This is a genomic window from Sulfurimonas hongkongensis (assembly GCF_000445475.1).
Lineage (GTDB): Bacteria > Campylobacterota > Campylobacteria > Campylobacterales > Sulfurimonadaceae > Sulfurimonas > Sulfurimonas hongkongensis.
In genome coordinates, this window is the sequence record NZ_AUPZ01000010.1 from 1 (window position 1) to 12,835 (window position 12,835).

10 protein-coding genes and 1 pseudogene are annotated in these 12,835 nt (G+C 35.9%); 5 read left to right on the forward strand and 6 right to left on the reverse strand.

From position 1 onward, the window contains the following. The 3 genes from cysC to M947_RS19610 all read left to right on the forward strand — a co-directional run. Positions 1-485 (forward strand): adenylyl-sulfate kinase (gene cysC / locus M947_RS19600; RefSeq protein WP_021287823.1); only part of this gene is annotated, 485 nt, incomplete at its 5' end. Continuing rightward, a complete protein-coding gene (locus tag M947_RS19605; protein WP_021287824.1) occupies positions 475-657 on the forward strand; it encodes an FIG domain-containing protein in 183 nt (60 codons plus the stop codon). The genes cysC and M947_RS19605, both read left to right, overlap by 11 nt. A gap of 553 nt (positions 658-1,210) precedes the next feature. Further along, entirely contained in the window at positions 1,211-2,416 is a 1,206-nt protein-coding gene (locus M947_RS19610) for a Calx-beta domain-containing protein (RefSeq protein ID WP_021287825.1), read from the forward strand. Between the two features lie 151 nt (positions 2,417-2,567). On the opposite strand, the gene M947_RS19615 is transcribed toward M947_RS19610, so the two are convergent. From M947_RS19615 to M947_RS19635, 6 genes are all read right to left on the reverse strand, one after another. Continuing rightward, positions 2,568-4,763: an STT3 domain-containing protein gene (locus tag M947_RS19615; RefSeq protein ID WP_021287826.1), complete on the reverse strand. Its 2,196-nt coding sequence runs from the start codon at positions 4,761-4,763 to the stop codon at positions 2,568-2,570. Positions 4,764-5,078: 315 nt separating this feature from the next. Then, the gene (locus M947_RS19620; protein WP_021287828.1) at positions 5,079-5,834 is read right to left on the reverse strand and encodes a glycosyltransferase family 2 protein; all 756 of its coding nucleotides are present in this window, start codon (positions 5,832-5,834) and stop codon (positions 5,079-5,081) included. Further along, positions 5,831-6,619, reverse strand: coding sequence for a glycosyltransferase family A protein (locus M947_RS19625; protein WP_021287829.1), 789 nt, complete (start codon positions 6,617-6,619; stop codon positions 5,831-5,833). Before M947_RS19625 ends, M947_RS19620 begins: the two co-directional genes overlap by 4 nt. Before the next feature lie 215 nt (positions 6,620-6,834). Further along, positions 6,835-7,539 (reverse strand): glycosyltransferase family 2 protein, encoded by a 705-nt coding sequence (locus tag M947_RS0112015; protein ID WP_021287831.1) that lies wholly within the window; start codon positions 7,537-7,539, stop codon positions 6,835-6,837. After that, positions 7,536-8,771, reverse strand: a complete 1,236-nt coding sequence (locus M947_RS19630; protein ID WP_021287832.1) for a glycosyltransferase family 4 protein — start codon at positions 8,769-8,771, stop codon at positions 7,536-7,538. The genes M947_RS0112015 and M947_RS19630 overlap by 4 nt, the downstream gene beginning before the upstream one ends. After that, entirely contained in the window at positions 8,768-9,706 is a 939-nt protein-coding gene (locus M947_RS19635) for a glycosyltransferase family protein (protein WP_021287833.1), read from the reverse strand. The genes M947_RS19630 and M947_RS19635 overlap by 4 nt, the downstream gene beginning before the upstream one ends. A 371-nt stretch (positions 9,707-10,077) precedes the next feature. Between M947_RS19635 and M947_RS19640 the strand changes: the two genes are divergently transcribed. Both M947_RS19640 and M947_RS23860 read left to right on the forward strand, forming a co-directional pair. Then, positions 10,078-11,412, forward strand: coding sequence for a DUF2254 domain-containing protein (locus M947_RS19640; RefSeq protein ID WP_021287834.1), 1,335 nt, complete (start codon positions 10,078-10,080; stop codon positions 11,410-11,412). A gap of 873 nt (positions 11,413-12,285) precedes the next feature. Further along, positions 12,286-12,783: pseudogene (locus M947_RS23860) on the forward strand (methyl-accepting chemotaxis protein); the annotation flags it as partial. Between the last annotated feature and the right edge of the window lie 52 nt (positions 12,784-12,835).

Below are 12,835 nucleotides of genomic sequence, written 5' to 3' on the forward strand. Positions count from 1 at the left end.
CCCTTGCAAATGCGGTGGAAGCAAAACTCCATAAACTAAACTACCATACATATCTCTTAGATGGCGATAATATTCGTCATGGGATAAATTCTGATTTGGGGTTTGATGATAAAAGTAGAGTAGAGAACATAAGACGCATCGGCGAAGTAGCAAAACTATTTGTAGATGCAGGAGTAATGGTTCTTAGTGCTTTTATATCGCCATTTAAAGATGATAGAGATAGAGTAAGAGAGTTAGTAGGAGCAGAAGAGTTTATAGAGGTCTTTGTAGATACACCACTAGAAGTTTGTGAGAGTCGTGATCCAAAAGGTCTGTATAAAAAAGCAAGAGATGGTGAGATACCAAACTTTACAGGAATTAGCTCGCCCTATGAAAAACCAATAAACCCTGAGATACATATTGTAAATGATAAATCAAATATAGGTGAAAATGTAGAATTAATAATAACTTATTTAAAAAAGAATGGATATATAAATGTTAGGTAAAATAGACTTAGAAGATATAAAGAATATAGCCCTAAAAGCTGGTGATGCTATTATGGAGATATACAATCAAGATTTTACTATAGAGTACAAAGATGACAAATCACCACTAACAGCTGCCGACTTAAAAGCAAATGAGATTATTTGCAGTACTTTAGAAAAACTACCAATTTAATAAAACTTGGAGATCTACCGCCACCTTAAAACCCAGATTTGAAACAGTAATGAAAGTACTTCATAGTTTAGGTGTAAATATAAAAGCTAGCGCATAAGAGTATTGAAATTATGCTCTTATGATTGCAGCTAGTAAAGCTGGGAAGCTTATGTAGTGATAGAATATACAGCTATAGTTCGCCAAGTAGTGCAATCCCACATGAAGTGAAATATTCATTAACGCTACACGATAAAAGAAATCATAGAGAGATATGGCATAGTTGAACTACATAAGCAAAACTAATAAAGCTAGATAGGAGTGTATGAAAAAAGGGGACTTTGGAGACTATAAGCCACTTGAGTGATGGAATAAGTGAACTTAGAGACTATGAAATAACTATAGTTTTCTTCCAGAAGTGGGACTTTTGGGAATGCTAACCAATGGCATTCTCCACTATGTGTCCCGCAAAAAGACGAGGCTAAAGCCTCACTTCCGAGGTGCTATTATACTGAGTACTTCTGTTTTGCTATAATACAGCTAGACTCACTTATATAAAAATAAAGAGATTGCTATCATGGTTGTATCCTTAGATTCATACGAAGACCCTATCTACTCTGTTGATGATGACAGTAGCCTAAATGGAGCTGTGAGAGTCTCTTCAGGTGGTTATTATGGCACAGGAACGCTACTCTATGGAGGGATGGCGATACTTACCTCTGCTCATCTCTTTTCGCCTAGTAACTTATCGGCAGATGTGGCTTTTCAAACACCCTCTGGCAGACAAACAATCGCATCCGAGTCCGTAGAGCTCATGCCAGACTATGATGACAATGGCAATAATGATTTAGCTATCGTTTGGCTTGCAGAACCTGCTCCTTATGATGCATATCGATATGAACTATATAGAAATGATGACGAAATATCAAAAGAGTTTACAGCCGTTGGGTATGGTACTACAGGAACTGGTGCCACAGGAGAAGATGCAACAATACCTTACGATATTTTACGTCTACAAACAACAAATAGATTTGAAGCAGATGCATCTACTTTAAAGGATGCACTAGGGAGCATTATGGACTGGACTCCGCTAGAAGATGCTATTTTAGTTGCTGATTTTGATGATGGAACTAACGAGCATGATGCATTGGGTCGTTTAATAGATGAGATAGACTTAGGAACTGGCAGTAGTGAAGGTATGATAGCTTCTGGAGATAGTGGTGGACCCGCAATAATCGATCAAAAAGTGGCAGGTGTCGCTAGCTATGTCTCTAGTTTGAGTAATTATTATGTAGACCCTGATGTAGATTTAGAAACAAATAGCAGTTTTGGAGAAGTTGGTTTTTGGCAGAAAGTGAGTTACTATCAACAGTGGATAGACCAAAGTTTACGCCAAAATTATACTAATGCTCCGCAAACTTCGCAGGAAGTAGAAAAAGAGATAGCCGAAGGTAGTGCAGGTGAGATAACTGTTAATTACTTCTTAGTAGAGTTTATAGGTATGCGAGATGACCCAAATGAGTGGTTAAGTGTAAACTACACAACAAGAGACGGTACAGCAACAGCTTATCAAGACTACATTCCAACAAGCGGAACACTTATCCTATATCCTGATGAAAATCACGCACAAATCCCTGTGGAAATTCTAGGAGACAACACTATAGAAGAAGATGAAACCTTTTACCTAGATATTTTCGACCCTATAGGTGCTACCTTTAGCGACGACCAAGTAGTTCTTACAGCTCAAAGAACAATTTTAAATGATGACTGGTACTTTGCTTAAGATTCCGTGTCAAGCACGGAATGACGGGGCGGTCGTCATCCTGAACCAAGGCCCGTCATCCTGAACCAAGGTCCGTCATCCTGAACTTGATTCAGGATCTAGTTAACTAATTGTTCAGAGCACTCAATTGGTATTAGAAAATTTAATTTTCTTAAATTTTTAGCTTGAAAATCTTAGCCATTGGATCTAGTATAACTGGCTCATATAGAGTTTTATCATAGTTCTCAAGTACAAAAAGTTGTATATATGTTGAGTTGAATATTTTTTTCTCTAGTACTAAAAACTGATTATAATTTTTCATAAATATAACACTTATGGGGCTATTTTTATCTATGACTTGGATATTTTTTCTTAGTACTCCATCGTTGTCATACTCAGTGACTATGAAGCTATTCATAAGCAATTTTTGATTGCCTATCTGGATTTGTCCCATATTTTTGATAATGCTAACACCATTTCCAAGTTCAAGACTCTCTTTTTTGTCTTGTACGCGGTTTGAGATGTAAAAAAATGGTGTAACTCTTTTTTTCCCACTCATAAGGTCAAGGTTTGAAAAAAGTGCTACAGTTGGAAGTATGCCCAGCATCCTATTTGGTAGGTAGAGATAAACATCTCTTGTTTTTGCAGGCAGTTTTATATCTTCATCTAGAGAGTTTAAAAAGTCATTAGTATCCTTGTAGCCATAATCTTTTGTCATCTGCTCTATATTGCTACTTAAGAACTTTACATAGTTAGTATGATTTTTATCTAAGCCTTTGTTGGCTTCATTTACTCTAAATCTTTTTTCAGTATATTCAACATCGAGTCGTGCCATCTTTGCTGCTCTATCTTGAGGAGAGTTTAGCACAAAACTCACAGCAAAATTTACAGCTCCACTGTGTTTTGCACCATCTATAAGAGTCTTTACATCACTATAGTAACGCAAAGGATAACCATAATCCCACCACGCCACAACATAGTCTTCTCTCTCTGCTATTGTGTGAAGTTTATCTAGTAGCTTGACTTCATCTTGAGTAAAGACTGTAGGGACTCTGTACTCTATCACATGGGCAATATTTGGATAGAGCGCTCCAAGACTAAAAAGAGTCATAAAAATATACTTTGAGCTGAGTCTATCTTTTTGTCTAATGAGCTTAGTTGAGAGCCAGTTTGAGACCTCATAGATGATATACCCCAAACCCAAAGCCATAATAGGAACCGCGTAGATAGTAAACCTAAGCCCGCCACCACTAAAGAGTCCGGGTATTCCATAAGCTAAAACACCAAGACCTACCATAGGAAGAGCTAGAAGCATTACAGGATGTCTATAAGCAAACCAGATATAACCTATAGTAGCTGCTATAAAAGTGATAGTATGACCGCTTATGCGGTTTGCAAACATCTCAAAAGGAATCTCCCCAGCCTCTCTTATGGTCTGCATAACTGTAAAAAAGTGAAGACCTAAACCATTAGCATCACTTTTTAGTGCATCTCTAAAGACATAACCCTTTAACTTAGCCAAAATAGGGTCAAAACCACCTGTTAAGAAGAAAAGAACTACTGCAAGAGCAAGGATATAGTAGAGATACTTAAAGACTAACTCTCTTTTGATCTTAAGCACTATATAAAAAGCCAGTACTATCCCAAGGCGTATATATCCATCAAGATTTACCATAGCAAAAAGCATAAAAGAGATAAGCAGTAGGTTTGTCTCGGGTTTTTGTTTTTTTACATACTGATAAACAGCGTAGATGGCTATAAGAGCTATAAAAGCTGCTTCAAGAGCATAACTTTGTGGATACCACCATCTATAAGCTATCGCGTCAAGGGCTGCAATGAGAAAGTACTTATCTTCATTTGTTTTTATAGCCCATATAAGCGACCAAAGTAAAACAGTAGGAAAAACTATGGTTAAAGAGTCCGTATCGTAGTAGCCAACCATAGTGCGGTTGTAGTAACTCCAGGCAATACTTGCCACAAGTGCCGCGATAAAACCAACCTCAAGCCTATCAAACTCTCTTGCTATTAAGATGATGGGGATAACTAAAAGAGAGGCAAAAAAAGCTGGCATATAAAAGATAACCGTCTCAAAAGAAAATGGTAAAATCTTGACTATAAAAGCCGTTAAAACACTCAAAGCACTCTCTAGTGGAGATAAGTCATTGGAATTTTCACTCACACCAGCTAAGATATCTCTTGCACCTTCCGCAAAATAATAGCCATCGTTGGTGTTTATCATAAACTCGTCGTTGAACTTAAACTGCTCTTCATTGCTAAACTGCCCTACCCAGATAAGCCGCACAGCTATGCTAAAGATAAATGCTAAAAGTATGAGTATAGTTGTTTTTTGGTTTGTCGTTAGTGTCATGGTTTTCTCATTTTATGTTAGTTTTAGATTTATTAGATGTTATTTTAAAATAATTTATATTTTATCATAACTCCACCACGGAAGCGAGGTTTTAACTTTACAGCTATAGTAATTATCAAAAGAGATCCTGAATCAAGTTCAGGATGACGGTGGAGGAGTTTAAGATGACATCCCTCGCCGTCATTCCGTGCTTGACACGGAATCTCATTGGTTTTTCAAGAGATCCTGAATCAAAACAAGAGAATCGCTTTTTGCTATGCAAAAATGTTTCTTTAGAGCTCAGGATGACAGTGGAGGAGTTTAAGATGATGGTTTTTACTTATATTTTCTAAGACCAAAATAGATATACTGAGTAAAATAGTAGATGCTCTGAAAAATATTTAATTTTTCTATTTCTCTGTAGATTTTCCATTGGTATTGTGCGGCTTTGAGTTTATTTGATGAGACTGAATCTTTTAGTATTCTATATGTGGCTAGAGGCTCTAGTATCCCTTTGGCAGATTTTTCCTCTTTTAAAATCTTAAGCCAAGTTGCATAATCTTGTCTTTTTAAAATCAAAGGCATATAAACTTTACCAAGCTTCTTAACATCATATATAGCAGTCAAACATCCCACACTACAAGTCTTTAACATCTCTTTATATGAGATCTCCCTCTTTGTGATAAAACTTCCTAAGTCATTTTCATCTTCATCTATCAAATCATAAGAACTATATGTAAAAGCCACATCATTTTCACGCATAAACTTTACCTGATACTCTAACTTTTGGGGCTTCCATAAGTCATCTGCATCTAAAAAAGCCATATATCTGCCCTCTGCCTCTTCTATAGCTCTATTTCTTGCAACTGCAGGGCCACTATTTTTGTTTAGTTTGATAAGTTTTATACGGCTATCTCTTTTGATATACTCTTCTATTATTCCGTTTGCCCCATCAGGCGACATATCATCTACTATTATCATCTCCCAGTTCTTATATGTTTGCGCTAAAACTGAGTCTATAGTTTGAGATATAAATTTCTCTGAGTTATATGATGGGGTTATTATCGAGACCAAAGACAATTTTGAGTTCATTTTACTATCTTCATAAGTGTAGCTACAATTCTTGTCAAAATAAACACCTTTTCATACTCTTTATCTAACAATAATTTTATATATCTTCTAAGTGTATAAAAGATTGTTTTAATCTCTGTAGAGAGTTTGATTTTTTTTCTACTAGCAGAATCTGCTCTTTCATAGACATAATAGCAAGTATCTTTTGAAGTCTTTTTTATTCGTTTTATATTTTTTGATATAGTTGCCATAAACAGAGCATCTTCATTTTTTATAAGATTTATATCAAATCTTGTATCTTTTATCATATCTCTATGTATCATCTTGGCACAAGGTGATGAAAAGTACTTTCTCATCTTAAACTTGTTGTCCTCACTATCTTTTAGTTTTACAAAACTTCGTCCTATGTAGTTTTCTTTTAAAACATCTAAGTTTTTTTCAAAGTTATAAATATTGCTTATGCCCATAGTCTTGTTTGATGAAACATTTAGTAGATTTTCTAAATAGTTTGCACTTACTAAGTCATCATCATCCACAAACACTATATACTCCTCAGTAGAGACTTCTAGGAGCCTATTTCTAGCATTTGAAACACTAGGGGTTTGTATATATATGTATCTGTACTCAAAACTTACCTTTGATAACAACTTTAGTACATACTCTTCATAACCCTCTCTCTCTCCATTTAGTGCGATATATACGCAAAACTTATCTTTTGAGAGTGTCTGTTTCTCAAAAGAGTCAAAACATCTTTTTATATAGCTATCTGGTTTATATGATGGGATTAGTACTGCTATTTTTTCCACTGCCTGCCTTTTTAGCTCTATATATATTTGAATGCTTTATAAACTAGATTCCGTGTCAAGCACGGAATGACGGCGAGGGATGTCATCCTGAACTCCTCCACCGTCATCCTGAACTCCTCCACCGTCATCCTGAACTCTAAAGAAACATTTTTGCATAGCAAAAAGCGATTCTCTTGTTTTGATTCAGGATCTCTTTTGATAATTCTCCAAAGCACTCATCTCTTTAAAAAAATTCTCACACTATGTAGTAGTGAGATAATAAAAAAGACTATATTCATATTTTTTAGTATTATCTTATTTCTACTAAAGAGTTTTTCCCAACTTCTATCCTGATTGCTCTCATATGAAAACCCAGCTTTTGCAAAATAAACTAGATGCTCTGAATATACAGGTTGTAAGTTTCTTGTACACATTTTAGTCATTTGCTCAAAGTCTGCAACTATAGGATAGCTTATATCAAAGGGTATGAGTTCATCTCTTTTATAAAATATGCTTTGATGACAAGGTGTGTTATGAGTTAAGTAGATTTTAGTAAAAGGGTCTCTTTTTATTTTTTGTTGCTCCTCATTATAGTAGTAGCAGCTATTTGTAGTATCGAGGCTATTTAAAGAGTGTAAATCTAAAAAAATCAACCTATCCCCAGCATTTATAAAGTTTATCCACTCTCCACTAGCTCGCTCTATCCCCTTGTTCATAGCATCATAAATCCCGCTATCTTTTTTGCTAACCCAATAATCTATAGCATCTTCATACTTCTTGATAATCTTCAAAGTACCATCAGTTGAGCCACCATCTATGATGATGTACTCTACATGCTCATAAGTCTGGTTTATAATGCTCAAGATAGTCTCTTCTAAGTGCTCTTCGCCATTGTAAACAACAGTGATTATGCTTACTAAAGGTCTCTTTAAAATGTTCATCTCAAAATCTCTTTGTAAAGCTTAATATACTTCCCAGCCACAACAACACTGTCAAACTCTCTTAGCACTTTTTCTCTTGCATCTGTACAAAGTTTATCGTAGTTTGAGGTATTTAACACCCACTCAATGCCGCAAGCCAAGTCTTCACTCTCAAAAGGTTTGGCTAGATAGCCATTTTGTTTATGATCAACTATATCTAAAAGTCCACTATGCCCAAACGCCACAACAGGAGTTTTGCATGCCATAGCTTCACTCGCAGTTTGTCCAAAAGCCTCTTGCAAACTAGGTACTACCATCACATCAACAGCACTATATAGAGTTACTAAACTCACATCATCATGAAGATGCCCTAAATAATGAGTCTTAAATCCAAAATCAGGTGCACTTTTAGGTTTGCTACTTCCAAATATTACAAACTCTATATCTCTGTCTTTTAACATTTTTAAAGCATCCTTTAGTTCTTTAAAGCCTTTGTTTATATCGTTTGTAGCACTATTTGCTCCAAAAAGTACTAGCTTTTTATCTTGTGGTAGATTCCAAAGTTCTCTTGCCTTTTCTTTGTTAAAGGGCTTAAATGTTTTTGTGTCTATAGGGTTTGGTAAGTCTACATGTTTTTTCTCTTTTAAAAGTGTACTGCTTTTTGAGCAGTCATTTAGCCATCTACTCAAACCCACTATTGTCATATCTTTTTTTAAACCAAAAGCTTTTTGTTTTTTCTTAAAGACTCTTTTGCTTAAATCATTTTCTTTATTGCTTCGAAGTCTAGGACATGCTCCACACTCATCTTTATACTTTTGACACTCCCACATGATATGACATCCACCAGTAAAAGCCCAATTGTCATGAAGAGACCAAACTATAGGTGCTTTTATACGAGCTAAATCTTGCACTCTTATCATCCCGCCACATATCCAGTGCAGATGGACAATATCTGGATTTATCTCATTTATCTTATCTACAATATTGCTAAATCCAAACCATGATGGGCTAAAGAGTGCTTTACTTCTTTCTTTATAAAATCGCACAGCAAGACTATCTATAAGAGGTCTTAGTCTGTTGAAATATTTTGTGATTTTTCTCTGCTGGGCTATAACTCTATAGTCATCACTACTTTTGTTAAGTACAAGCATCTGAGTGTCTACATCTTGAGCTAGCAAAGCGGTATGGAGTCTATAAGCGGCCCTTGCTGCCCCGCCTTGTGTGTCTGATGTGTTTACTATTAGGATTTTCATTTTATGATGTTTTTTCCAGTAAAGATTCTAGATAGTTTATTTATAACTCTTATTGCAAATGGTTTTTTCTGAGATATAAAAAACTCTTTTATCATCTCAACAGCCGTATGATTTTCTTCTACTTTTGTGCTAAAATCAACTTGATTGTTCATAGATAAAGCGCTTGTAAAAGAACAATCTTCATCACAATTAACACCACTACCATCATGCCCTATATTTTTCACAAAAGTTTGAGAAGGATTTAAGCATAGCCCATTTTGTTTAAAAATAGTTGCATACCAAAATATCGCCCATGTATCTAGTTTACCATCTTGGTTAGATACTACTTGATCCCAAAAGTTTTTTATTCCCTCTAGGTTAAATCTAGTTATCTCATCTTGTGTAAATTTAGATATTGTTTTTTTTATATCTTTTTCAAAAAACTCCCATCTATTGACCCATGTAGCCCAGCCCCAACAGTTCATAACTCTCCATAAAAAAACATCTCCCAACCCATCAGCTTGGATAGGATAGTTCCATCCACTTACATGCCAAACTTTTTTTTCATTCATATAAAACTTCAAAGCCTCATTCATAAACTTTAAAAAGTATGGGCTTGTAACCAAATCATCTTCTAAAACTATGATTTTTCCATACTTATTTACTATCTTAGTTACACCATCTATAATATTTTCTGCCAATCCCCAGTTTTTTTCCCTCTCAATTATAGATACTTTTTTAAATCCATCTATAGTCTTTAGATACTCCCGCACCGCATCTACTTTTATAGTAACATCTTCATTTTTAGCAGCATCACTATAGATGAAAAGTTCACTCTCTTTTGCAAACTCATTTTTTTGCAGAGCCTCTACCATCTCCTTTGTATGCTCTTTTCTACTATAGACAAACAGAACTATAGGAGCTAAATCTATCTTTAAATCACTCTCTTGCATCATTTCTCTGCTCTTTTTATGAGATATTTAAATTTCAATACTACAAAGTTTCAAATCTTCATACTTCTAATGTTCTATTTTAACACTTTATAATTAAAAATAGAAGGTTATTATGATATTATGAAGTTCAATAATTGCTTGTTTTTATAAAGCAGTTGAGTATTATGAATAATTATTGAGTTGGATCCTGAATCAAAACAAGAGAATCGCTTTTTGCTATGCAAAAATGTTTCTTTAGAGTTCAGGATGACGGAGAATGTTCAGGATGACGGAGAATGTTCGGGATGACGCGTGTCCCGTCATTCCGTGCTTGACACGGAATCTAGTTTATAGACTAATCAGAGGGTTCAATTAATACCTTGAGGGTTTAAAAAATGAAAATACAAATTCTTAAATATTGGGACAGTATTCGTTCTAGTTTTTGGTTTATCCCAATTACTATGGCTATAGGGTCTATGGTATTGGCATTTGTAGCTCTCTCTATTGATATATCAATGACGGAGTGGTTGCGTAGTGCTTTTAACTGGAGATTTACCGGTAGTGTGGAGGGTTCTAGTGCTGTGCTTGGAACTATCGCTGGCTCAATGATTACTATCACCGGTGTAGTGTTTTCAATGACACTAGTCGCACTCTCTCTTGCTTCATCTCAGTTTGGTCCTCGTATGCTTCGTAACTTTATGCGAGACACTACAACGCAGGTGGTTCTTGGTACATTTATTGCCACTTTCATCTACTCTTTAATCGTTTTGCGTAATATACGACACACAGAAGAAACTATCGTTTTCACCCCACATTTTTCTGTTTCACTCGGTGTCACACTCGCGGTAGTAAGCTTAGGAGTGCTGATTTATTTTATCCATCATGTTTCTATTTCTGTTCAGGCTAACGAAATTGTGATGCGGGTAAGTAAAGAGTTACTTGAGGGCATTGAAAGCTTGTTTTTAGAAGAAAAAGAAGCCGAGCAAGACAGTACTGAGATGCCAAGAGGATCCTATGATAATGGCTTTTTAAAAGTGTTTGAGCGGGATGCTTATCCTGTTGATGCCACCCAAGATGGATATCTACAGTTTATTGATTATGATGCTTTGTTGACGTTGGCAAAGCAAGAAAATGTTGTCTTGGAGCTAAAGAGACGACCAGGACACTACGCTGTAGCTGGACGACCACTAGTGATGGTTTGGCCTGCTGAGCGAGTGGATGACCAACTTATAGTTCAACTTATTGCCGCATTTACTCTAGGCAATCAGCGAATCCCACGCCAAGATATAGAGTGTACAATAAACCAATTGGTAGAAATCGCGGTACGAGCTCTTTCTCCGGGGATAAACGACCCATTTACGGCGATGACATGTGTAGATAGACTAGGCTCTGCACTATCTCGTTTGAGCGAGCGTAAGATGCCATCACCCTATCGTTATGATGATGAGGGTGAACTTTGGTTGATTACACCTGTTGTAACTTTTTCAGCAATTACGGACGCAGCATTTGACCAAATCAGACAATATGCTCACTCAAGTGCTGCAGTAACTATTCGCTTGCTAGAGACGATTGCTGTAGTTGTAGAGTCTGCAAATCGCGCAGAAGATAGGGCTGCTCTTTTGCGTCATGCGGAGATGATTACGAAAGGAGCGCATAAAGGTTTGTTTGAAGCACAAGATCGCCAAGAGGTTGAGCAACGCTACGGAGTGATAATTCAGCTACTAAAGTGATCCTCTTTTGACATTTCAATGAGATTCCGTGTCAAGCACGGAATGACGATGAGAAACATCATCTTGAACATTCTCCGTCATCCTGAACATTCTCCGTCATCCTGAACTCTAAAGAAACATTTTTGCATAGTAAAAAGCGATTCTCTTGTTTTGATTCAGGATCTCTTTTGATAATTGCTCAGAGCATTCAAATATGAACAATATAAAAAACAAATTAAGTTTCTTCTTGTATAATCTGCGTATATGGTTACATAAGGATTGATAATGTTAAACTCTCTCTTCTTTCGTATGCGTTTAGTACACTACATAGGAATAATCTTACTTATAATAAATGGAACATTGTTTACAGACAACATAATCGGACAGATCATTCAGTATGTCATAGCACTTGTTATACTTGTGCATGATTTGGATGAGAAATACAACGGTGTTGATATGACAAAGTCTCTTATAGATCAGCTTGAAAATCTTGAACATGGAGAGAGGATTGTTTTAAAAAACAGCTATAACTCAGAACTAAGTAAAGCTGCAGCAAATATGAACAGATTTCAGACAATATTTCTACAAGCTCAAGACACAAATGAAAAATCACATACGATAGAACATCTTGTAAAGAAGATAAATAGTGATTATGAAAACACAAATGAAAGTATGATCAACGAGAGAGAGCTTCTTGCCAAGGTAGTATCCATAGGCGAAAAATTGAAGATGGTTTTGAGTAATGATTTAGTCGATGCTTCAAGTTCAAAAGAAAATATAATTGAAGTTAGCAAAAATTTAAATAGCATTAAAAATGAGATCTCAAGCATAGTGGAACAGCTTCAAGAAGCTTCAAGTACACAAAATATATTGGCTAATAATCTAAGTAGAGTTTCAGAAGATGCAAGCCAAGTTAAAGAGGTTATTTTAGTAATTGCGGACATCGCAGATCAGACGAACCTTTTAGCCCTTAACGCTGCTATTGAAGCAGCTCGTGCAGGTGAGCATGGACGCGGATTCGCCGTAGTGGCTGATGAAGTTAGAAAATTAGCCGAGAGAACACAAAAATCACTTACTGAGATAAATGCGACTATTAATGTAGTAAGCCAATCCATAAGTGATACAAGCCAGCAGATGAACATGAGTAGCCAAACAGTAGAATCATTAGCAGAACTCTCTACTGATGCATCAAAACGCATGCAGGGCATTAGCAACGCCATTGGCAATGGAGTCACTTTAGCAGAGGCAACGGTAGATAGCTATACCCAAAACGCTAAAACTACTGAAGAGATTATAGAAAATATTACAAAAATCGATGAACTTTCAAAAAGAAGCAATGAGAGTGTTAAGGTGATAAAAGAGAGCGTTGAAGAGCTTAGTCAGGTGATTTGAATGCTATGAATTTTTGTAAAAGAGTGCCTACACTTTTTTCTTATTAAATCAA

What these genes read in the sequence shown, in the direction of transcription:
- M947_RS19635 (WP_021287833.1), bottom strand. Translation starts at nt 9,706, where the DNA reads ATGATGCAAGAGAGTGATTTAAAGATAGATTTAGCTCCTATAGTTCTG.
- M947_RS19615 (WP_021287826.1), bottom strand. Translation starts at nt 4,763, where the DNA reads ATGACACTAACGACAAACCAAAAAACAACTATACTCATACTTTTAGCA.
- M947_RS19610 (WP_021287825.1), top strand. Translation starts at nt 1,211, where the DNA reads ATGGTTGTATCCTTAGATTCATACGAAGACCCTATCTACTCTGTTGAT.
- M947_RS0112015 (WP_021287831.1), bottom strand. Translation starts at nt 7,539, where the DNA reads ATGAACATTTTAAAGAGACCTTTAGTAAGCATAATCACTGTTGTTTAC.
- M947_RS19640 (WP_021287834.1), top strand. Translation starts at nt 10,078, where the DNA reads ATGAAAATACAAATTCTTAAATATTGGGACAGTATTCGTTCTAGTTTT.
- M947_RS19605 (WP_021287824.1), top strand. Translation starts at nt 475, where the DNA reads ATGTTAGGTAAAATAGACTTAGAAGATATAAAGAATATAGCCCTAAAA.
- M947_RS19630 (WP_021287832.1), bottom strand. Translation starts at nt 8,771, where the DNA reads ATGAAAATCCTAATAGTAAACACATCAGACACACAAGGCGGGGCAGCA.
- M947_RS19620 (WP_021287828.1), bottom strand. Translation starts at nt 5,834, where the DNA reads ATGAACTCAAAATTGTCTTTGGTCTCGATAATAACCCCATCATATAAC.